Source organism: Moraxella sp. CTOTU46711 (assembly GCF_031975715.1).
In the GTDB taxonomy this organism is placed as follows: Bacteria; Pseudomonadota; Gammaproteobacteria; order Pseudomonadales; family Moraxellaceae; genus Faucicola.
Genome location: NZ_DALYMP010000003.1, coordinates 31491 through 52142, shown reverse-complemented (window position 1 = coordinate 52142; position 20652 = coordinate 31491). Strand labels below are relative to the sequence as shown.

Here is a 20652-nt window from a genome sequence, read left to right as displayed (position 1 = left end):
ATCATCAGCTTAACCAAGCCAGTTTTAATGAAAATGCAATCACAAAAGGCGTGACGATGACTGCCAAAATACTGCCCGCCAGTAATAGTGCTAAAATCGGATAACCGTTAAGCCCCATGGCAAATTGCCCCACTGCCCCTGTGGCAAAAATCAGCACAGGGAGCTGCATCGGTAACGAAATCAATGGCACTAACACCGCGCCGTTTTTTAGCGATAATGTCAAGCTACTGGCAATCGCTGATAAGCATAGCAAAATCGGACTACCCACCAAAATCGAAGCACTAAGGGCAATGGCTGCTTGGCTGGTCAAACCAAAAAGCGGCATCGCCAAAAATGCGAGCAGACACACCATCCCCGCACTGGTCAGCCAATGCACGATGAGCCGTACTAGAACCCAAGTGGGAATCGAGGCACGAGCGACAACCAATTGCGCCAGTGTGCCGTTATCGAGGGCTGGGCGAAATAAGTTTTCCATACCCATAATCAGTGACAATAACGCTGCAATCCATACCGCAGGCACGCCCAGTTGCTGCAGTAATTTTGGTTCCGTCCCCATCGCCAGTGGAAACAAGGTGATGATAATTAAAAACAACACCAATGGATATAACCACTGCACTTTGTTTTGCTGCTTAATTTGCCATTCGCGTTGCCACAGGGCAGAAAAATCAATCATTGCAGTTGCCCCTAAACCATATACAAGGTTAAATCTAATTGCTTGTTAGCGACGGCGACAGTTTGGTGACTGGTCATGAGCACTGCCCCGCCGCGCTGAACGAATGTCTGCATCAAGTGTTCAATTTTGGCAATCATATTGACATCAAGCGCGGTCAGCGGCTCATCAAGTAGCCAGCAAGGAAATTGCACTACATACTCCAGCGCAAACAGCAAGCGTGCCAGACCCACGCGGCGCGTCTGCCCTGCCGAGAGTTGATAGCAGTTGATTTTCTCATAACCTGCTAATCCAACCCAATCGAGTGCTTGCTCAAGGGCGTCTGCGCTTGGCTTGATGCCATACAAGGCTAACAAAAATCGCAAATTTTGCTCAACGGTGAGTTGCAAATGAATACCCAATTGATGCGCCACATAAAATGGCTGCACAGGTAGTCCTGCCTTGCCCTCCCAGCTGATATCACCGGTCAACACAGGAATCAACCCTGCAAGCTGCATCAAAAATGTGGTTTTGCCGGTGCCATTTTCACCCACCAAATGACAAATATCGCCACGGTTTAGCACCAAATTCACCGCTTCACACAGTGGAAATTCGCCACGTTGTATGGTGACGTTTTGACAGTTTAGCAGCGAACTGGTCGCCGAGATAGGCATAGCAGTGGGTGTTGGATTTGGCATAGCATTGATTAAAATTTGCAAGTCATTAAATAGATAACGGATTAAATTGATAAATCATGGCCTCATACCCATTGTATAGATAATTGGCTATAGTTGTGTAGAAAGCTTATTATATACTAACTTGCGACAGGTCTTTGCTATTATCAATATAAAGTATCCATATAAAGCTTGGTAGTAGCGTCAAAGTTTTGCTAACCTGTTTGTTAACTTTTTTGTTTTTTAACTGTTCTGCTTTTCGTTTTTCTTTCTATTTTTAGCTATTTCTTCTTGGGTAAGTGAAATCAATGTCCAAAAATCCGAAGCGTTTATGGCAACGCCTAAAACTGTTCTTTACTGCTGAAAAATCAGCGCCGCTCCCTGTAGCCGATAAAACAACTGACCCTAGTCATTGTGCTGAGACAGGCGAGCATACCGAAGCTACTGGTTATCAGCCTTTTGCCGAAAACCCGGTCAATCCAGCGTTTGATGAACATAGCCATTCACAAGATGAACCGCTTTTAGCCAGTGAGTCGCTCGAGTCAGATGACGAATTAGCGCTACAACCGATTACCCCCGATGATATAGAGCATATCTTAGCCAGTATGGGTTATCAATTTATGTATCACCCGGCCAGCGAACAAGATGAGCAAAACATTCATCATTATACGATGCAAGTGTCAGATAAAGAGCGGCATTGGGGTTGTATGATTCGTTTTTTTAGTGAGCAGCAATTGATTGCGGTGTACAGTGTTTATCCTACTGCGATTGCTGAAGCCAATCGCCCCGAGATGCTCGCCATGCTAGCTTATCTTAATTATGATTTGATGATTGGCAATTTGGAAATGGATGTGATGGACGGCGAGCTGCGCTTTAAGACGTCGCTTGATTTGGAAGTGACGGGGGTGAGCGAGCTAATTATGAGTTATTTGCTACAGAGTAATTTCTCGTTGTTTTCACGGCTGTATGACACCATTAGCGAGATGATTGAGCAGCCGCACACTACGCATGATTTGCAACGTGCGGTAGACAAGCTGATTGACTCTCAGCAAGCCCGCAATTTTTTCTTAGCCTCTGATGCCATTCAATAATACGCGGCCAACATAAAAAAGGCGATGAATGAATGTCACCGCCTTTTTTATCACATAGTAAAAGCTGCTACAACATGGCAGCGACTTCCGCGCCTTCGCGAATGGCACGTTTGGCATCCAATTCGCCTGCCAATTTTGCCCCACCAATCAAGTGATATTGCGCTGTCAAGTCATCACCCACCGCAGGCATTAAGTGATTGACCGATTCTTGCCCCGCGCAGATAACTATACTATCAACGCGCAATAATTGGCTATGACCGTCTGGGTTAGTAATCCAAATCCCTTCATTGGTAATTTTCTCATAGCCAATGCCGCTCACCTGTTTGACGCCATGCTTATTGATATGAGCACGGTGCACCCAGCCTGAGGTTTTATTGAGACCTACCCCCAAGCGACCTTTTTTACGCTGCATCAAATACACTTCACGGGTCGGGGTAATGGGCTCTGGTTTTACCAGTCCACCTTCGCTGTCATAGTGTGCGTTGGTGTCTACGCCCCACTCACGTTTCCATGAGGCCACGCTTTGCGGATGGGGTTGATAAATCACATTGCCTTGGGCATCTTTTTCAAACGGTTTAACATGGGTTGAGGTCAAATATTCGCTGACATCAAAGCCAATTCCGCCTGCACCAATCACCGCGACTCGCTTACCTGCAACTTTTTGACCTGATAGCAATTCGGCATAGCTCATCACTTGCGGTAACTCTACCCCTTCAAAGTCAAGCGCCCGTGGCACAACGCCTGTGGCAATAATCACATCATCAAACTGACCTGACTCTAGTTCCTCTTTGCTCACTTTGTGATTCAATTTGAGCTCAATGTTTAAACTATCCACCAAATTGGTGAAATAGCGGATGGTTTCAAAGAATTCTTCTTTACCTGGAATCACTTTGGCATAGTTAAACTGTCCGCCGATTTTATCCTGTGCTTCAAACAAGGTGACCTGATGACCGCGTTTGGCGGCGACCGTCGCTGCTGATAAGCCTGCCATGCCTGCGCCCACTACGGCAATTTTTTTGGCTTTTTTGGCAGGTTTATAGACCAATTCTGTTTCATAACAGGCTTGGGGATTGACCAGACAGGTTGAGCGTTGGTTCTCAAATGTATGGTCTAGACATGCTTGGTTACAGCCAATACAGGTATTAATTAAGTCAGTTTGTCCTAAACTGGCTTTTGCCACCCAGTCTGGGTCTGCCAAGAACGGACGCGCCATTTGTACCAAGTCAGCTTGGTTGTCTGCTAGCAGCTGCTCGGCAGTCTCCGGCATATTGACACGGTTGGCAGCAATCACAGGAATACTCACGTGGCGTTTGACTTCAGCAATCACATCGGCAAACGCTGCGCGTGGTACCGACGTGACGATGGTCGGGATACGCGCTTCATGCCAGCCAATGCCCGTATTTATTATGGTCACGCCGGCTTTTTCGATGGCTTTGGCGATAGTAATGACTTCATCCATGGTGTTGCCATCGGGCACCAAGTCAATCATCGACAAACGGAAGGTGATAATAAACGCTTCTCCCACCGCCTCGCGTACCGCTTTGATGACTTCAAGCGCAAAACGCATACGGTTTTCTAGACTACCGCCCCATTGGTCGGTGCGCTGATTGACGTGATTGCTTAAAAACTGATTGAGTAAATAGCCTTCTGAACCCATGATTTCGACACCATCATAGCCCGCCATTTGTGCAAGTTTGGCAGTTTTGGCATAGTCTTTAATGGTCGCTAAAATATTTTTTTCACTCATTTGACGGGGTTTGAAGGGTGAAATAGGCGATTTGATGGCACTGGCTGATACCGCCAATGGATGATAACCATAGCGCCCGCTGTGCAGAATTTGCAAGATGATTTTGCAGTCATATTGGTGCACAGCTTTGGTGACTTTACGATGATTCACCACATCGCCTTTGTGATTGAGCGTTCCGCCTGCCGGCACTAACCAACCTTCATGATTGGGCGAGATACCGCCCGTGATCATCATGGCAACTCCCCCTTTGGCGCGCTCGGCAAAATAAGCGGCTAGCTTTGGATAGTTAAAGAACCGATCTTCAAGCCCTGTATGCATCGAGCCCATCACAATACGATTTTTTAACGTGGTAAATCCTAAATCCAGGGGTTCAAAAATATGCGGATAATGGGTGTTATGAGTAGATATCTGGCTGTTATTTGACATAAATAATCCTTGGCAGTAATTTCCTTTCACTATTTGGTCACATTAAGGAACTAATCTTGTCATTTTGTAAATGAGCTCGTTTTCATAATCAATTCGTTAATGTGGAAATTCGTCAATTTGGTCACGCAATGTAGCTGTATCAATATACCTTAAGCATACATCAAACCAAAAATAGGTCAACCTATTATAAATAGTCATGTTTGAAAGCATAAGGCAAATTTTGTCCCGATGAGTCTACAAAAAAATCATGCTTATTTTTGCGACAATGTTAATATCACGCTAGGATAAAAGTACAACAGGAGGGAAATTACTGTGAAGAAAATGATTGTTAGCACGTCCACGTCATGTCTAGACGACCTTGGCATTCCAGAAAATGTCAAAATGTTGCCGATGAATATCCATATGGGCGGTGCCAATTATCTAGATGGACAAGACCTAAGCCTAGATAGGCTGTCGCGTGTTCTACTCGATAACCCCAATATCGACATCAGTACCTCTGCACCCACTGAAAATCAGCTCATTGAATTCTTTTATCAACTCATCAAAGAAGATGTGCAAGAAGTTTTAATCATCTGTTTATCCTCTTCTTTAAGCCAAACCTACAACAACTTGCTCAATATCAGCTCGATGTTTAGTCATCGCATGAAAATTTATATCTATGATTCACGCACGATTTCACATGGCGAAGCGGTTCTTGTAAAAGAAGCTTCACGCTTACTCAAACAAGGCATGGAAATCCCTCAAATCATCACCGAAATCAACCGCCTGCGCGATAAAATCCATATCTATTTGGCAGTTGATAACCTTAAAGGTATGATTCGCACCAAACGTATTTCAGCGCCAGTAGGCTTTTTTGCCAATTTATTTGGTATTAAACCGATTGTAAAAATGGAAGACTCAGGTCAAATGGTCGCCTTTGAAAAGGTGCGTAGTTTTGAAAAATGTATTGAGCGACTCGCGGATGCTGCCATCAACCCCGCCAATGGTAAAAAAGGTAAAATGTATGTGATCAGCGGTAATTTAAACCCTCATACCAAGTCACTACTCAACTATTTATCGTCACGCGGTTATGATAAAACCGAAGTTCTTCCTGCCGCCAGTGTCTCTATAGCAAATATCGGTGTGTTCACACTTGGCTGCGTATTTGTCGAAGACTAAACCCTGACGGAGTTTTGCTAGCTTATAAAATGACAGGCGGGGCTGTCTGTTTTGGTCATTTTTTATATTTGTGAAAAAGCAGATTGATATATAGGATTTCGTCAAAATCCTTGTTATGATAAAGGCGTTTATTTGTTAACTACAGGGATGTCGTTATGCCAAACTTCCATACTGGGCTGGAAAAAAATCCTGCCAACTATACCCCGCTTACTCCCATTGATTTTATTGAGCGTACTGCTAGCATCTATTCCGATCAAACGGCGATAGTGTATAAAGATTATGAGCACAATGACCTACGGCAAAGTTGGGGCGAAACCTATAATCGCTGCCGCAAAATGTCGGATGCCCTAAAAAAATTGGGCATCGATAAAGACGATACCGTTGCAGTGCTACTGCCCAATACCCCACCCATGGTTGAAGTCGCGTTTGGCGTACCGATGTCTGGTGGCGTGCTATGTACCTTAAATACCCGTTTGGATATCAATGCGTTGGTATTTTGCCTACAGCACAGTGAGGCTAAAGTATTGATTGTTGATACTGAGTTTGAACAGCATATTGCACTGGTTCAAGAGTCATTTCCTAACTTAATTATCATTCATGCCACCGACCCTGCCGTCAAGCCAACTGAGCAGTTTGGCAACATGACGTATGAAGAATTGATCGCCTCAGGAACCGACTTAGACAACTGGGAAAAACCAACTGATGAATGGGATGCCATTGCGCTCAACTACACATCAGGTACCACAGGTATCCCAAAAGGCGTGGTGTATCACCATCGTGGTGCCACCTTAAATGCCGTCTCTAATATTTTAGATTGGGATATGCCAAAGCACCCTGTGTATTTATGGACGCTACCCTTGTTTCACTGTAATGGCTGGAGCTTTCCTTGGAGCATTGGTGAGCGTGCGGGTACCAATGTGTGCTTACGCAAAATTGATGCTGATTTGATTTTACGGTTGATTGCCGATGAAAAAGTCACCCATTATAGCGCAGCGCCTATCGTGCACAACATGATTGCAAATGGTAATGAAGCGCTGAAAAAAGCCATCAAACATGAAGTACGTTGTAATGTCGCAGGCGCGCCACCCCCTGAGTCTTTGCTTGCCAAAATGGAAGAAATGGGTTTTAAAATCACGCATGTCTACGGTTTGACAGAAGTATATGGTCCCGTCACCCTGTGTGTTGAGCGCCCAGAATGGGATGATTTGACTGTCAGTGAACGCGCGCAAAAAAAATCCCGCCAAGGCATGAATTCACATCTGCTAGCGGGGTTTGATGTGTTCAAACAAGGCACCACCACCCCAGTCGCAGCCGATGGTAGTGAAATTGGTGAGCTTGCTATCCGCGGCAATATGGTGATGAAAGGCTATCTAAAAAATCGCAAAGCTACCGCAGAAGCCTTTGACGGTGGCTGGTTTAAGACCGGTGACTTGGGCGTCAAATACTCAGATGGTTACATCAAAATTATGGACCGGCTCAAAGACATCATCATCTCCGGCGGCGAGAATATCTCAAGTATTGAAGTAGAAAACGTACTGTATCGTATGCCAGAAGTGGAAAGCTGTGGGGTGGTTGCTGCTCCCCATGACAAATGGGGTGAAGTACCGGTAGCCTTTATCGAAATCCGCGAAGGCTCAACGCTAGATCGGGAAGACATCATTGCCCATTGCCGTAAATATTTGGCAGGTTTCCAAGTGCCCAAACATATTATTTTTGCGCAAATCCCAAAAACCTCGACAGGTAAAGTGCAAAAATTTGAGCTACGTCAAGCTGCGCGCTCACTGGCGCATGAAGAAGCAAAAATCACTCACCATCATCCGCAAAGCTACTTGGCAGCGACAGCCGACTCAAATCCGAGCACTGCCATGCCTGACTCTGCCATACCTAGCTCTGTCATACCTAGTAACACCCAACCCCTACCCAATGATTCATCAGAAGATGCGCCCTAATACTTAATAGTGGCGAATCGCATTGCATATCCTCACTTTGTTAGTGGGGATTTTTGTTGCAAAATATAGCTTGAAAACACCCAAAAAACACCCATTTATTTAGAGATTTTCTCATGTTATTTTTAATTAATTTTTAACAATCATAAGCGACAATATATGTCGTATATCAGTGATTTAGCCCTATAATTTTTCGTGTATTTTGTTATTATAGCCTTATCAATTCACTTCTTTTTTAACTTATTCCTACTTTTATATTTTTCCCTTTTTTATTAACTTTTTTTATGACAAGGAGTCCTTATGGACGAGAATAAAGCCAAAGCTTTAACTGCCGCTTTATCACAAATTGAAAAACAATTTGGTAAAAATACCATCATGCGCCTGGGTGATGAGTCAGCAAAAATTAACGTGGATGTAGTCTCCACAGGCTCATTGGGTTTGGATATTGCACTGGGCATTGGCGGTTTGCCAAAGGGTCGTATCGTCGAAATTTATGGTCCTGAAAGTTCGGGTAAAACCACTTTAACCTTGCAAGCAATCGCCCAATGTCAAAAGCAAGGCGGTACCTGTGCTTTTATCGATGCTGAACATGCGCTAGACCCTATTTATGCCAAAAAATTGGGCGTTGATGTCGATGCTTTACTTGTCACGCAGCCTGACAACGGTGAACAAGCGCTTGAAATCACCGATATGCTAGTGCGCTCAGGTGCGGTGGATATGATTGTTGTTGACTCGGTCGCCGCCCTTACCCCACGCGCGGAGATTGAAGGCGAGATGGGCGACAGCCACATGGGTCTGCAAGCACGTTTGATGAGCCAAGCGCTACGTAAAATCACCGGTAACGCCAAACGCTCTAACTGTATGGTGGTATTCATTAACCAAATTCGTATGAAAATCGGTGTCATGTTTGGCTCGCCAGAAACCACGACCGGTGGTAACGCCCTAAAATTTTATGCGTCGGTGCGCTTGGATATTCGTCGTATTGGTGCGGTCAAAGACGGTGAAAACATCGTCGGTTCTGAGACCCGCGTTAAAGTCATCAAAAATAAACTGGCGCCGCCGTTTCGCCAAGCAGAATTTGACATCATGTATGGGACAGGTACCAATCATTTAGGTGAAGTGGTTGACTTGGGTGTCGATATTGATGCGGTCAAAAAATCGGGCGCTTGGTACAGCTACAATGACAGTAAAATTGGTCAAGGTAAAGCCAACGCCATTAGATTCTTGGAAGAAAACCCACAAATCGCCCAAGAGATTGAAGCCAAAGTGCGCGCTGCTAAGCTTGGTAATGTCGAACCTGTGCAAGAAGAAGCGCAAGACGTTGAACCCCCTGAGTTTGTCGAAGGTATGCAATAACTGCCTAGCTAACCAAAACCCTAGTTTTTACTGGGGTTTTTGTTTTTAAACCGTTCAACTTGTTCCCCAGCCTGTTAGCTTTTTTTAGTCACGGTTAAAACCGCTATGCCAAATCCTAAATCCTTGTTAGAAACTATCGAAAATCAGTTAATGACTGATGAACAACGCCAAGCTTACCATGACAAACTTAAAGCCGAGAGCTACATGCGTTGGCTGGCGTTTTATTATCTTGGGCGGCGTGAGCAATCTAAAAAAGAGCTGCGGGATAAACTACTGGCTAAAGGATGTGATGCGGGGGCTATCGAAGCGCTTTTGCGCGAATTTGAAGCAGAAGGTTATCAAAGCGATGAGCGTATGACATCTGCATTGATCAAAGAAGGTATTGGCAAGCAGCATGGTACCCAGCGGATTTTTCAAACGTTAAAAAAACATGGATTAACCACCGTCCGTTCGGTCAGTGCGATTAATGCATGGATTGAGACGCACAATGATTTTTTTGAGCATTTATTACTCAATGACATTGAATCAGACACGGCGGATGACGACCCAGCTGAGACCTATGAAGTGGATTGGCTTGCCCAAGCGGTGGCAGCACGGGTACGAAAATACGGTGATGCCATTCCTACGGAGCCTAAAGAAAAAGCCCGTCAACTGCGATTTTTGCAATATCGGGGCTTTGCTGCAGAGGTGTGTTTTGATGCCTTAAAGTATGACCTAACTACCTTAGCCAATCGCTAGCGCCACGGCTATTTTTTTACCGCTAATTGGTCAAAAATTGCGCCATCTTTAAAAAACTTGCTCATAATCTCATCCCAGCTACCAAAAACTTGATTTGGCTCAAACGTGGCAATTGCAGGAAATTGGCTTTGGTATTTTGCCAAAGTCGCCGCATCCACAGGGCGCAAATAATTCTTGGCCATAATCTCTTGGGCAGGCGTATCCCACAAACCTTTTAAATAGGCTTTTGCCAATTCAGTGGTACCTTTTTGCTCGGTAACGGCATTCACCACAGCGACAGGGTTACTAATCTTGACCGAATAACTGGGATAAATAATCTGTAAGTTTTTATCGGCAAATTCTTTTTTGGTGATTTGTGCTTCATTCTCTGTGGTAATCAGCACATCGCCGATTTCTCGTTGTAAAAAGCTTGTTGTCGCTGCCCTTGCGCCACTGTCATACACTGCCACATTGCTCAAAATTTGTTTCACCAAGGTTTTGGTTTTGGCTTCGTCATTATTGAAGTGGTGCAAGCCATATCCATACGCCCCCAAGAAACCATATCGCGCTGTACCACTCGTTTTTGGATTGGCAATCACGATACTGACACCAGGCTTTGCCAAGTCATCCCAGTCTTTGATTTGCTTGGGGTTGTTGTTGCGAACTAGTAGTACCATGGTGCTAGTATAAGGTACCGCGTTATTGGGAAACGCTTGCTGCCAGTTTTTATCCACCAAGCCTTTTTTCACCAGCAGTTCTATATCTGAGGTTTGGTTCATGGTCACCACATCCGCTTTAAGCCCATTGGCCACGCTCAAGGCTTGTTTACTTGAGCCGCCATGCGACTGCTGGATAGTGACGGCCTGTTTTTGCTGCCCCGTAAAAATTGGGTTGTATTCTTTATACAACTCGCGGGACACATCGTAAGATACGTTTAGCAAAGATACACCATTGCCGTTAGCGGCTGAAGCGCTGGCTGCACTCTCGTTTTTGGGCGGGGCTTTTTGGCAGGCAGTTAAGCTTGCCACTGCCATCACTGAAATACCGACTAATGCAAAGACTTTACTTTTAGAGTAAGTACGGGTGGTGAATGGGTGATTTTGGGTCGCGTTTGTCATGTTTTCCTCATAAGTTTTCAAAGTGCCAAGCTAAACATCCAATGGCTTAATGATTGAAAATATAGTAAGGATTTTTAATTATACTGTCTTGGAATATTTAATACTTTCATTATTCCTTAGTTGAATAAAAAAGCCCGTAATGCATACGGGCTTTGAAAGTACAATCCTGCGATTAAAATTTTAAAAACGGGTTTTAAATTTTGGCGCAACTGGATTGGCTTGACCATTAACTGTTGTGGTATTTGCGCCTGCTTGGTTGTTTTGTCCAAATAATGGACCACCGCCACCGCCCATGCCTTTGGTCAACCCTTGCACCGCTTTCATCATTTTGCTGATGCCCGATGGGTCAGATAACATTTTCATCATTTTTGCCATTTGCTTGTGCTGCTTTAACAGCTGATTGACGTGCTGCACGTCTTTACCCGCGCCTGCCGCGATACGGCGTTTACGGCTTGGGTTGATTTTATCGGGGTTTTTACGTTCAAATGGGGTCATTGAATGAATGAGTGCTTCCATTTCTTTGACCTTTTCTTCTGGTTTGGCATCTGATACCGCTTTTTGGACATCTGCACCGCTCATACCTGGCATTTTATCTAAGAAGCCCGCCATGCCGCCCAAATTTTTCATTTGTTGGAATTGGGTTAGCAAATCCTCAAGGTCAAACTCACCACCTTTTTGGATTTTTTTCGCCATTTTTTCCGCTTTTTCGCGGTCAATTTTTTGCTCGACTTCTTCGACCAGTGACAACACGTCACCCATGCCCAAGATACGCTGTGCCACACGCTCAGGGTGGAAGGGCTCAAGCGCATCCAGTTTTTCACCACGACCCAAAAATTTGATCGGTTTACCGGTGATGGCACGTACCGACAACGCCGCACCACCGCGCGCATCGCCGTCAGTCTTGGTCAAAATCACGCCAGTCAAAGGTAGTGCATCATTAAAGGCTTTTGCAGTATTTGCCGCATCTTGACCGGTCATTGAGTCAACGACAAATAAGGTTTCTGACGGAGTGACGGCTGCGGTTAAGACTTTGATTTCGTCCATCATGGCTTCGTCAATGTGCAGACGACCTGCGGTATCGATAATCAAAATATCTTGAAACTGTACTTTGGCTTGCTCGATAGCGCGTTTGGCGATATCAATCGGGTTTTGGTCAGCACTTGATGGCACAAAACTGGCTTTGACTTGCTCAGCGACTTGCTCAAGCTGCTTGATTGCTGCGGGGCGATAGACGTCCGCAGAAACTAGCATGACCTTTTTCTTATGGCGCTCTTGCAGATATTTGGCAAGTTTACCGGCTGTGGTGGTTTTGCCCGCCCCTTGCAAACCCGCTAGCAAATATACAACGGGTGGTTTGCCTGTCATTTCAAGTGATTGGTTAGCACTGCCCATCATCTCGGTCAGCTCGTCATAGACGATTTTGACAAAGGCTTGACCTGGGGCGAGTTCTTTAAGGACTTCTTGACCTAGGGCTTTGTCTTTTACCCGTGACACAAAATCGCGCGTCACTGGCAAGGCGACATCAGCTTCTAGTAGTGCCATACGCACTTCACGCAAGGTGTCTTTGATGTTATCTTCAGTTAGCTGCCCTGTACCAGAGATACTACGTAAACTCGTCGACAGGCGTTCGGTTAAGGTTTCAAACATATAATTTCTCTAATCTATTGCTATCAATTTTATAATCTTACTATTTTATGCTAAATTAGCTAAAACTGCTAATATAATACCGATAAAATCGCGATTTGTTACATGGCTCATGCTAGTATAACCATCGCATTTTGCACGTATTTGATGATTTTTGATGAGGCTAGGGTGTTTGTAATCTTTGTACTTGCGTTAGTCTGTTATGGCTTAACTACCGTCTATTTGATGTGGGCAGTTACGCAACAAAAGCCCATCCGTAAAGGCATGGTGCTTGGGCAATTGCTGATTGGGTTATTGGGTCATGCGGTGGTGTTATATCCTGATATCATTACCCAAGGCGGTCTAAACTTTAATATTTTTAATGTCGTGTCGTTGACGACATTGTTTATGCTGTTATTTTATTGGGGATTCTGTCTTTATCGCCAAATTTTGCCGCTTGGGATTTTGGCAACGCCGTTGGCATTCTTAGGCATGATGATTGGTTTTTTTGGCGATGCACCATATCACCCATTATCAACCATCAGTCCTATCTTACAAGCCCATATCATCATGTCTTTAGCTGCTTATTCGGTACTATTTATGGCAGCGATTGCCGCGATTATGCTGCGGCTACAAATCAGCGAACTCAAACGTCAAACCTTTCACCGTGTCTGGGTCGATAAACTACCTTCACTCCAAAGCATGGAAGCCTTGCTGTTTGATATGATTACTGTGGGTTTTACGCTATTGTCGATTTCGCTGTTGTTGGGCTTTATCGATACGACCAATTTACTGGCGCAGCATTTGGTACACAAGACTGTGTTTAGTCTGTTGTCTTGGTTGGTATTTGGGGCGCTATTGGTTGGACATTGGCGCTTTGGCTGGCGAGGTCAACGCGCGGCTAATATGACGCTATATGGTGTGATTTTGCTTGGCTTGGCGTTTATCGGGACGAAGTTTGTGTTGGAGCTGATTTTAAACAAATAAAAACCCCAATTTTATCGCTAAAACTGGGGTAAAATGCCGCTAAACTAAGTAATAAGTAAGCTGCTAAATTAAGTAACTAGTAACTAGTTAGCCAATTTTGATTGTACATAGCTGATAGCACTTTGCACCGTGGTCAATTGTGCGCTGTCTTCGTCAGGAATGGTAATACCAAATTCGTTTTCAAAAGACATCACCAATTCAACAAGGTCAAGTGAATCTGCACCGAGGTCATCCATGAATGAAGATTCATTTTTGATGTCTTCTGCATTCACGCCTAATTGCTCAGCTACTGCGGCTTTTACTTTTTGTTCGATTTCGTTACTCATGCTTCTCTCCTTGCATTGGGGTATATGATATATCGAGTAAACTACATATTAGAGCATATTATCATGCTCATTGCCTATTTCAAAATAAAATAATGCAACCTGTTACTATTTCAAAAACTGTATTTTAAGTTCAAAACTGCATTTTAGAGCCCGTTAGGTTGGTGTTTGGCAGGCTAATCCATTTACATGTACATGCCGCCATTGACGTCAAGCACGGTGCCGGTAATATAACCTGCTTCTTCACTTGCCAAGAAATTTACCGCTGCGGCGATGTCTTCAGGTTTGCCCAGTTTGGCTAGCGGAACGGCATTAAGCATGGATTGAATCAATGCTTCATCAAGCTCGCTGGTCATGTCAGTGTCGATAAAGCCTGGTGCCACGCAGTTGACGGTGATTTGGCGTGACCCAATCTCCCGGGCCAGTGAACGGGTAAAGCCTTCAATGCCTGCTTTGCTTGCCGTATAGTTGATTTGTCCGGCATTGCCCATCGCTGCGACTACGGAAGTGATATTGATGATGCGACCTTGCCGCGCTTTCATCATGCCTTTCATGGCGCGTTTACTGGTACGAAATACCGAGGTCAAATTCACGTCGAGCACGCGCTCCCAGGCATTGTCATCCATCCGCATGAGTAGACCATCTTGGGTAATACCGGCATTGTTGACTAGCACCTGTACATTGCCAAATTCTTTTTCAATGCTATCAAATAACTGGTTGATTTGCTCGGCATCTTGCACATTGAGCACGCGACCTGCGCCACCCGATTCCTGTAGGTAATCATTGACTGCCACTGCACCTTTTTCACTGGTAGCAGTGCCGATGACAAGATAGCCTTCATTTGCTAGACGTTTGGCAATTGCTTGACCAATCCCACGGCTAGCGCCTGTCACTAATGCAATACGTTGAGTCATATACTTCCTTGGTTTTTTATTGGGCTGATAATTGTTGTTTTATATTGTCTAGTTTGGCCACTGTATCGGTTGATAGTGTGGTAATTTTCTGCGCTTGGCGTTTGGCTAGTCCTGTCAGCACACTACCACTGCCACATTCGATTTGTAAAGTGATTTGCGCATCTGCTAAATTATTCTCAATAGTCGACCATAACACGGGCATATTGAGCTGTTCAATCAAGGCTTGTTTGATTGCGGTCACATCGTTTTCTACCCGCGCATGGCGATTTTGTATCACCGGAATGCTGGGCTGGTTAAATGTCACGTTTTCTAATTCTGCGGCAAGCTTATCGGTGGCAGGTGTCATCAGTTGGCAATGGGACGGTACACTAACTTTAAGCGGCATGCTTTTTTTACCGAGTGAAGCGATTTTCTCTGACGCTAAATCCACGCCTGCCACATTGCCTGCAATCACCACTTGCCCTGGCGCGTTAAAATTGGCTGGACTGACTACTGCCTGCGTATGCGCCGCTACCACAGCATCACATATTTGTTGTACATCTTCATCAGACAGACCTAAAATCGCCGCCATTTTACCTGTTTGTGATTGCATGGCGGCGCTCATATACTGACCACGTTGATGCACCAGCTTTACAGCATCTGTCAAACTCAATACCCCAGCGGCACACAGCGCACTGTATTCACCCAGTGAATGTCCGGCAACATATGCCGGCTGTAAATCAAGCTCATCGCGCAGCACTCGCCAAATCGCCATACTAGCGGTCAAGAGTGCAGGTTGGGTATACGCAGTATCATCCAAAGACGCGGCACCTGACGCCCCTTGGCATATCGCCCACAAGTCAAACCCAAGGGCTGTTGAGGCTTCATCAAACGTTGCTTTGACAGTAGGATACTGGGCTGCCCAATCTTGTAGCATACCCACACTCTGCGAGCCTTGTCCTGGAAAAATCACAGCATATTTCATAGGTGCAGCATTGTCTTTTGCTGAAGTGGCTGGTTGATTTGCGCTGGCTTGGCTTTGCATTGGGTTATCCATAATGTCCTAACTTATTATATTGTACTGCTTCAGTTGTACTGCTTAGGTTGTATCGTGTCTACTAGAGCGCTAAAAAATACGGTCAAAAAAACTTGCTTGGGCTATTTTTAGGTCGATTACTTTACCAAAAGTTATCGGCAAAATCAAAATGGCGTCAGTAGCTTAGATTGACGTTATAGGCTTATTAAACTTAACTGGCAATCATATAACTTACTATCCAGCAAACAGGCAAAAGTAAGCCAGCAAATTTATGTGTACAATTGTACTCTGATTATTATGGCATATTGAAAAAAAAATTCTAGCTTTTTCTTTGGGGTATTTTAAAATCTAGGACGGTTATGTCCGCTTCACTGTTATAAGGTGATAGTAAATTTTTATTTTAAGGCTGAACGAGCATGATGAGGTAGGGTTACTTTAGCCATGCCTTTTTTTATTGTCTAAATGTAGTAAAAACACTACAATATAAAAATAATGAGGGGCTATAATGACAACTTACACGATTAACCAAACAAATATATTTAGCGATTGGCTTAATGCCCTAAAAGACCCTATAGGCAAAGCAGGCATAGCGATAAGAATTAAACGGGCTGAAAGTGGTAATTTTGGCGATTGCAAGCTACTACCTAGTACTGGCGGTATATATGAAATGCGAATATTTAAGGGCAATGGCTATCGAGTATATTACGCCCAACAAGGCGAAACGATTTATTTATTATTGATGGGCGGCGCAAAAGATAGCCAGCAAACAGATATCAACAAAGCCGTGAAATTATGGCAAACCATACAACAGCAGGACACCACAGACAATGATTGCAACTAACCAACCTATTAAAATCAGCCGTTTTGATGTGGCAAGTTATTTAACTGATGAAGCCACCATACAGGCGTATCTTAATGAACTGCTAGAGGACGGAACGCCAGCCGAATTTGTGCAAGCCCTTAACGATGTTGCTAGAGCAAGGGGCATGAATGACGTAGCCAAAGGGGCAAATATGGGTAGGACTACCCTGTATAAAACCTTACAATCTGAAAAGCCACGTTTTGAAAGCCTAGCCAAAGTATTAGACAGTTTGGGCTATCAATTACAAGTAGTGAGTAAACACGCCTAACTACATTTTAAATGATTGGGTGATGGTTAAACCTTTGCCCTTTTTTATTGCCCAAACATCGCCCCATATCTCAGCGTTAAGGCATTAGAGAAGCAAATTTACCACCGACACCACAAGCATGTGCATAACGCGAATGGTAAGTAATGAGCGGACTTTTTGCAGTGCCTAAAATGCATTCAGCTCCATCAGTACTGAACGCTGGCAAAACTATCTAATCAGTAATTGCTTGCCCATAACTTATCGTATATAGTAAAAATCCAACTTATGTAAGGGATGGAGTATGAAACAGTTAGCGGTAGCAGTTTTTGGCTTCATGATGGCTGGTGTGGCAGTTGGTGCAGAAACTTATACTAAAAATGATATACGCTTAGCATTAAAACCATTAACTGATAAGAATAACAAGTATTCAGATGAATGGATTTATGCAACGCAAGCAAATGATACCAAAGTGTTTTTTTTAAGAAATAGTTGGAATATATCATATATGTTTGGTGAAGATTATGACCTCGATTCAAGAATTAAAACAGTCGAGGGTTGGTTAAAGACCGTTGCACTAGATGAAAAACAGATAGAAAATGTGTTCTTCAATAACACGGTTGAGCATTGGAATATTAATTGTGCTAATAATACATATTTTATAGATTCAGTCGAATACTATCTTGATGATGAACTTAAGAGCAATGAAGAATATATAAGACCAACAACTAAAAATGAATATATGGCTAAAGAGAATTTTAAATTTCGATATCCTGCACCAAAAGGTATAGCTATTAATACTATTGATATAGCTTGCTCATTTGAACAGCCAAAGGAAGAAATAAAAAAATATTTAAACGAAAAATACAAGTAAACCCACTCAAGCAGTGGGTTTTTTATACTCAAAAATTTTATGAGATAAAAATATCAAAGTTTTCAAATAAACTAAATTAATGAAATGACAAACCCATTATTATCAAGGCTTACAAAAAAAAGGCTGATGAATTATCATCAGCCTTTTTGGTGCTTAGCCAATACATACTAAGCTATGTCAAAGCCCTGCATTTTGCGCTAATTATTCAGCAACCGCTGCTACTTTGAATAATTGACGACCACGGTAAAAACCGTCTTTGGTCGCATGGTGACGGATGTGTTTTTCACCGGTAGTTGCATCTATAGCAACAGCATTGATTGTGATGCGGTCGTGTGAACGACGCATATCACGGCGTGAACGGCTTTTACGGTTTTGTTGAACAGCCATGAGGTTAGCTCCTGTGCTTCTCGCTATTAAAACATCGTTCCCTTAACCTCATTACATCATCATGCAAACAACTTGATATCGATATTTGACATGGATATAAGGCAAACTATTGGAACAGACAATCAGATAAATTTATAAACGCCATATTATACGTAAAAAAACCTATTTAGCAAAGCCTTAACCGACATTTAGTGGCAAGTTTTTGTTACTACGTGTATGAAGGCATATCTAATGGCGTGGTTGTTATTAACTTTTTAGGCTTGCCAGTACCGCAAACGGATTTTCTTTTTCCGCCACGGCCTCTGGCAACTCGCCCACCTCAGTCACTGCCATCTCGCAGTCATCATGCTTGGGTGCTAATGGCAAATCAACCAATAACTCATCTTCAATCATTGGTAATAGCCACAGCTTGTTGTCATCTGTTAGCTCATCAATCAGGATCATTTCTGTCCCTTCATCAAGCAATGCGACGTGATTTTCATCTTCAAGCAGTGCAAGCTCACTATCGACATCCAGACTCACTGCGACGGGGTCTAGGCAGCGCTGGCAGGTTTGCCAAAGCACGCCCGTAGTGTGTAATTGCCAAAATACCACGTCCCCTTTTTTCTGAATGTCTAATATCACATCCAGTGGTTGATCGTTGTCATGATGTTCATCACCCAAGGCATAGATACGTGGCAAATCCTTGAGACTCACCTTGCCTTCCCAGTGATAATGGTTGTCATTGTTATGCTCCCAACGTGCCAAATCAATAAACTTAACCAAGCTGGCACTAGAGCCAATCTCACTGGTGGTGTTATTAGCGGTTTTGGATGAGGCAGTTGTCGGTACATCTTGCGATGATTGTGCTAGTACGTTTGATGAAGAATGTAGCGTCATTTCACCGCTCCTGTTAGTTATGTTACGTTGTAGTATAAAGCATACTGACGTCCATTGCATGGTAGCATGTTGTAGGCGTGATTTCCTAGTCGATGCGGGCTGTTAAATTGTATAATAGCAATTTTTATCAACCCTACTTTTGCTATGTCCACACACCTATCGCCAATATCCGCACCAACCCTTGCTATTTTTCCCTTTATGACGCTGCCTTTTGTCAGTCAATTCGCGGTGGCGCCTGTGTTAGCCAATGATATTGACACAACTGTGATTGACCAAAAAAGTGCGCATTTAGCATTAAGGGTTAATTTTGTGCCCGTACTCGCCAGTATATCAAAGACAAAAAATCGCCCTTTGACTGACTATCAATGGGTATCGGTGGAAGCATTACAAGTGCAATGGCTGATGGGTTGGTTCAAACTATGGTTTTGCCATCGTGATACGATTTTGGTCAAAGGCGAGCATGAGCCTGAATATTTTGCCGCGACCGATAACGAGCCTGCCAAAATTGTGTTTGCGCATGGATTTTTTGCCAGTGCCTTGCATGAAATTAGCCATTGGTGTATGGCAGGTCAAAAACGCCGATTGCTCAATGACTTTGGCTACTGGTATGCGCCTGATGGACGTAATGAGCAGCAGCAGCAACAGTTTGAACAAGTAGAAATCCTGCCGCAAGCGATTGAATGTTTATTGACGCTCGCCTGCAACAAACCTTTTAGCGTGTCTAAAGATAATTTGTTTGCTGATTTTGATACCAGTCAGAGCACTTTTGAAGCCGATGTACAAGCCCAAGCGGTGAAGTTTTGGCAAACGGGGCAAAAACTGTCAACCGATGCCAAAGTGTTGCTAAGCCAGTTAATCAAACTGCGCCCGCTACCATTGACCTCGTTTGATATCTATCACAATTTTATCAAAGCGAATTAAATCAATAAAAAAGGCAGTCATTAAACGCTGCCTTTTTTATGGGGGATAAAAACTTAATCTTCTTTATATTTGTCATGACAGGATTTACAGCTAGCGCCCAAATCGCCAAATTGGGTTTTAATGCCATCGACACTGGTTGCAGTCGCAGCGGCGGCATTGAGGGCACTGGCAGCGGTTTTAAATTTATCAATCTGCTGTTGGAACCCTGCAGCATCACTCCAAATTTCATTTTTTGCTTCACCGCCTTTGGCTGTCTCTGGATAATGCACCCAAGGATTTTGGTTAAGTTTCTCGGCAGCGGCTTTGACTTGCGCGGCATCAAATTTGCTTGGATCTTTGACCATGGCACCAATGGTTTGGTTGGTTTTTTTCCAATCTTTCATGATTCTTTCACGCGCTTTTTTGTGGTCTTCTGGCGTCATATTAGGGTCAACTGCCGTGGTCGACGTCGTTGTGGTACTTACCGTAGCGGTTGCCGTTGCACCATTGGCACTAGCGGTAACTGTGGTAGCAGGCGCTGAAGCAGTAGTTGTTGTGGTTTCTGTTTTTTTATTACAGCCTACCAGCGCCATCGCAATGATTAATGGGGTGGCAAATTTTAATGCAGTTGACATCGTCCTTTCCTTCCGTGTTTTTGGTTTATATGAATTAAATAATTAATGTTATTATCAGAGTGTGGATTAATCATCTCTAAGGATTTTAACAAGTATTGGCAAAAAAATTATTATGATTTGGTAACTA

Annotated in this window: 20 protein-coding genes and 1 pseudogene; 10 read left to right on the top strand and 11 right to left on the bottom strand. The window is 43.8% G+C overall.

Annotated features, from left to right (window positions below):
• Positions 1–4 precede the first annotated feature (4 nt).
• Together RTJ53_RS05945 and ccmA are read right to left on the bottom strand one after the other, a co-directional pair.
• On the bottom strand, positions 5–673 hold the full coding sequence (locus RTJ53_RS05945) for a heme exporter protein CcmB (RefSeq protein ID WP_007117161.1): 669 nt from the start codon (positions 671–673) through the stop codon (positions 5–7).
• 11 nt (positions 674–684) lie between these two features.
• On the bottom strand, positions 685–1347 hold the full coding sequence (gene ccmA / locus RTJ53_RS05940) for a heme ABC exporter ATP-binding protein CcmA (protein WP_312276259.1): 663 nt from the start codon (positions 1345–1347) through the stop codon (positions 685–687).
• A gap of 284 nt (positions 1348–1631) precedes the next feature.
• Here ccmA and RTJ53_RS05935 point away from each other — a divergent pair, with 284 nt between their 5' ends.
• Complete coding sequence (locus RTJ53_RS05935) at positions 1632–2414, top strand: YbjN domain-containing protein (protein WP_312276258.1); 783 nt, start codon at positions 1632–1634, stop codon at positions 2412–2414.
• 67 nt (positions 2415–2481) lie between these two features.
• On the opposite strand, the gene RTJ53_RS05930 is transcribed toward RTJ53_RS05935, so the two are convergent.
• The gene (locus RTJ53_RS05930; RefSeq protein WP_312276257.1) at positions 2482–4587 is read right to left on the bottom strand and encodes a 2,4-dienoyl-CoA reductase FMN-binding domain-containing protein; all 2106 of its coding nucleotides are present in this window, start codon (positions 4585–4587) and stop codon (positions 2482–2484) included.
• Positions 4588–4908: 321 nt separating this feature from the next.
• Between RTJ53_RS05930 and RTJ53_RS05925 the strand changes: the two genes are divergently transcribed.
• The 4 genes and pseudogenes from RTJ53_RS05925 to RTJ53_RS05910 all read left to right on the top strand — a co-directional run bounded on the left by RTJ53_RS05925 (position 4909) and on the right by RTJ53_RS05910 (position 9785).
• Positions 4909–5745, top strand: a complete 837-nt coding sequence (locus tag RTJ53_RS05925; protein ID WP_312276409.1) for a DegV family protein — start codon at positions 4909–4911, stop codon at positions 5743–5745.
• 155 nt (positions 5746–5900) lie between these two features.
• Positions 5901–7532, top strand: a pseudogene (locus RTJ53_RS05920) (AMP-binding protein); the annotation flags it as partial.
• 459 nt (positions 7533–7991) lie between these two features.
• A complete protein-coding gene (gene recA / locus RTJ53_RS05915; RefSeq protein ID WP_312276256.1) occupies positions 7992–9047 on the top strand; it encodes a recombinase RecA in 1056 nt (351 codons plus the stop codon).
• Positions 9048–9152: 105 nt separating this feature from the next.
• On the top strand, positions 9153–9785 hold the full coding sequence (locus tag RTJ53_RS05910) for a regulatory protein RecX (protein ID WP_312276255.1): 633 nt from the start codon (positions 9153–9155) through the stop codon (positions 9783–9785).
• 8 nt (positions 9786–9793) lie between these two features.
• Here RTJ53_RS05910 and RTJ53_RS05905 read toward each other — a convergent pair whose 3' ends face one another.
• Both RTJ53_RS05905 and ffh read right to left on the bottom strand, forming a co-directional pair.
• The gene (locus RTJ53_RS05905; protein ID WP_312276254.1) at positions 9794–10882 is read right to left on the bottom strand and encodes a sulfate ABC transporter substrate-binding protein; all 1089 of its coding nucleotides are present in this window, start codon (positions 10880–10882) and stop codon (positions 9794–9796) included.
• A 180-nt stretch (positions 10883–11062) separates the two neighbouring features.
• Positions 11063–12529, bottom strand: coding sequence for a signal recognition particle protein (gene ffh / locus RTJ53_RS05900; protein ID WP_312276253.1), 1467 nt, complete (start codon positions 12527–12529; stop codon positions 11063–11065).
• A gap of 144 nt (positions 12530–12673) precedes the next feature.
• On the opposite strand from ffh, the gene RTJ53_RS05895 reads away from it, so the two are divergent.
• Complete coding sequence (locus RTJ53_RS05895; RefSeq protein ID WP_257621694.1) at positions 12674–13492, top strand: cytochrome C assembly family protein; 819 nt, start codon at positions 12674–12676, stop codon at positions 13490–13492.
• Between the two features lie 83 nt (positions 13493–13575).
• On the opposite strand, the gene acpP is transcribed toward RTJ53_RS05895, so the two are convergent.
• The 3 genes from acpP to fabD form a co-directional block, all read right to left on the bottom strand.
• Complete coding sequence (acpP, locus tag RTJ53_RS05890) at positions 13576–13818, bottom strand: acyl carrier protein (protein ID WP_007115622.1); 243 nt, start codon at positions 13816–13818, stop codon at positions 13576–13578.
• A 182-nt stretch (positions 13819–14000) separates the two neighbouring features.
• Positions 14001–14729: a 3-oxoacyl-ACP reductase FabG gene (gene fabG, locus RTJ53_RS05885; protein ID WP_312276252.1), complete on the bottom strand. Its 729-nt coding sequence runs from the start codon at positions 14727–14729 to the stop codon at positions 14001–14003.
• Between the two features lie 16 nt (positions 14730–14745).
• Positions 14746–15693 (bottom strand): ACP S-malonyltransferase, encoded by a 948-nt coding sequence (fabD, locus tag RTJ53_RS05880; RefSeq protein ID WP_312276408.1) that lies wholly within the window; start codon positions 15691–15693, stop codon positions 14746–14748.
• Between the two features lie 556 nt (positions 15694–16249).
• Between fabD and RTJ53_RS05875 the strand changes: the two genes are divergently transcribed.
• From RTJ53_RS05875 to RTJ53_RS05865, 3 genes are all read left to right on the top strand, one after another.
• The gene (locus RTJ53_RS05875) at positions 16250–16585 is read left to right on the top strand and encodes a type II toxin-antitoxin system RelE/ParE family toxin (RefSeq protein ID WP_312276251.1); all 336 of its coding nucleotides are present in this window, start codon (positions 16250–16252) and stop codon (positions 16583–16585) included.
• Positions 16572–16874, top strand: a complete 303-nt coding sequence (locus RTJ53_RS05870) for an addiction module antidote protein (RefSeq protein ID WP_312276250.1) — start codon at positions 16572–16574, stop codon at positions 16872–16874. Before RTJ53_RS05875 ends, RTJ53_RS05870 begins: the two co-directional genes overlap by 14 nt.
• A gap of 280 nt (positions 16875–17154) precedes the next feature.
• Positions 17155–17724, top strand: a complete 570-nt coding sequence (locus RTJ53_RS05865) for a hypothetical protein (RefSeq protein WP_312276249.1) — start codon at positions 17155–17157, stop codon at positions 17722–17724.
• Positions 17725–17925: 201 nt separating this feature from the next.
• On the opposite strand, the gene rpmF is transcribed toward RTJ53_RS05865, so the two are convergent.
• Positions 17926–18111 carry a 50S ribosomal protein L32 gene (rpmF, locus tag RTJ53_RS05860; RefSeq protein WP_312276248.1) on the bottom strand — a complete coding sequence of 62 codons (186 nt, stop codon included), beginning with the start codon at positions 18109–18111 and terminating at the stop codon, positions 17926–17928.
• Positions 18112–18357: 246 nt separating this feature from the next.
• Positions 18358–18990, bottom strand: coding sequence for a YceD family protein (locus RTJ53_RS05855; RefSeq protein ID WP_312276247.1), 633 nt, complete (start codon positions 18988–18990; stop codon positions 18358–18360).
• Positions 18991–19134: 144 nt separating this feature from the next.
• Here RTJ53_RS05855 and RTJ53_RS05850 point away from each other — a divergent pair, with 144 nt between their 5' ends.
• A complete protein-coding gene (locus RTJ53_RS05850) occupies positions 19135–19911 on the top strand; it encodes an elongation factor P hydroxylase (protein WP_312276246.1) in 777 nt (258 codons plus the stop codon).
• A 53-nt stretch (positions 19912–19964) separates the two neighbouring features.
• Here RTJ53_RS05850 and RTJ53_RS05845 read toward each other — a convergent pair whose 3' ends face one another.
• Positions 19965–20525, bottom strand: coding sequence for a c-type cytochrome (locus RTJ53_RS05845; protein ID WP_312276245.1), 561 nt, complete (start codon positions 20523–20525; stop codon positions 19965–19967).
• Positions 20526–20652: the final 127 nt, after the last annotated feature.

What these genes read in the sequence shown, in the direction of transcription:
- RTJ53_RS05905 (WP_312276254.1), bottom strand. Translation starts at nt 10,882, where the DNA reads ATGACAAACGCGACCCAAAATCACCCATTCACCACCCGTACTTACTCT.
- RTJ53_RS05935 (WP_312276258.1), top strand. Translation starts at nt 1,632, where the DNA reads ATGTCCAAAAATCCGAAGCGTTTATGGCAACGCCTAAAACTGTTCTTT.
- RTJ53_RS05910 (WP_312276255.1), top strand. Translation starts at nt 9,153, where the DNA reads ATGCCAAATCCTAAATCCTTGTTAGAAACTATCGAAAATCAGTTAATG.
- fabD (WP_312276408.1), bottom strand. Translation starts at nt 15,693, where the DNA reads ATGAAATATGCTGTGATTTTTCCAGGACAAGGCTCGCAGAGTGTGGGT.
- RTJ53_RS05925 (WP_312276409.1), top strand. Translation starts at nt 4,909, where the DNA reads ATGATTGTTAGCACGTCCACGTCATGTCTAGACGACCTTGGCATTCCA.
- ccmA (WP_312276259.1), bottom strand. Translation starts at nt 1,347, where the DNA reads ATGCCAAATCCAACACCCACTGCTATGCCTATCTCGGCGACCAGTTCG.
- RTJ53_RS05845 (WP_312276245.1), bottom strand. Translation starts at nt 20,525, where the DNA reads ATGTCAACTGCATTAAAATTTGCCACCCCATTAATCATTGCGATGGCG.
- RTJ53_RS05930 (WP_312276257.1), bottom strand. Translation starts at nt 4,587, where the DNA reads ATGTCAAATAACAGCCAGATATCTACTCATAACACCCATTATCCGCAT.
- rpmF (WP_312276248.1), bottom strand. Translation starts at nt 18,111, where the DNA reads ATGGCTGTTCAACAAAACCGTAAAAGCCGTTCACGCCGTGATATGCGT.
- recA (WP_312276256.1), top strand. Translation starts at nt 7,992, where the DNA reads ATGGACGAGAATAAAGCCAAAGCTTTAACTGCCGCTTTATCACAAATT.
- acpP (WP_007115622.1), bottom strand. Translation starts at nt 13,818, where the DNA reads ATGAGTAACGAAATCGAACAAAAAGTAAAAGCCGCAGTAGCTGAGCAA.
- RTJ53_RS05855 (WP_312276247.1), bottom strand. Translation starts at nt 18,990, where the DNA reads ATGACGCTACATTCTTCATCAAACGTACTAGCACAATCATCGCAAGAT.
- RTJ53_RS05850 (WP_312276246.1), top strand. Translation starts at nt 19,135, where the DNA reads ATGTCCACACACCTATCGCCAATATCCGCACCAACCCTTGCTATTTTT.
- RTJ53_RS05875 (WP_312276251.1), top strand. Translation starts at nt 16,250, where the DNA reads ATGACAACTTACACGATTAACCAAACAAATATATTTAGCGATTGGCTT.
- RTJ53_RS05865 (WP_312276249.1), top strand. Translation starts at nt 17,155, where the DNA reads ATGAAACAGTTAGCGGTAGCAGTTTTTGGCTTCATGATGGCTGGTGTG.
- fabG (WP_312276252.1), bottom strand. Translation starts at nt 14,729, where the DNA reads ATGACTCAACGTATTGCATTAGTGACAGGCGCTAGCCGTGGGATTGGT.
- RTJ53_RS05945 (WP_007117161.1), bottom strand. Translation starts at nt 673, where the DNA reads ATGATTGATTTTTCTGCCCTGTGGCAACGCGAATGGCAAATTAAGCAG.
- ffh (WP_312276253.1), bottom strand. Translation starts at nt 12,529, where the DNA reads ATGTTTGAAACCTTAACCGAACGCCTGTCGACGAGTTTACGTAGTATC.
- RTJ53_RS05870 (WP_312276250.1), top strand. Translation starts at nt 16,572, where the DNA reads ATGATTGCAACTAACCAACCTATTAAAATCAGCCGTTTTGATGTGGCA.
- RTJ53_RS05895 (WP_257621694.1), top strand. Translation starts at nt 12,674, where the DNA reads ATGATTTTTGATGAGGCTAGGGTGTTTGTAATCTTTGTACTTGCGTTA.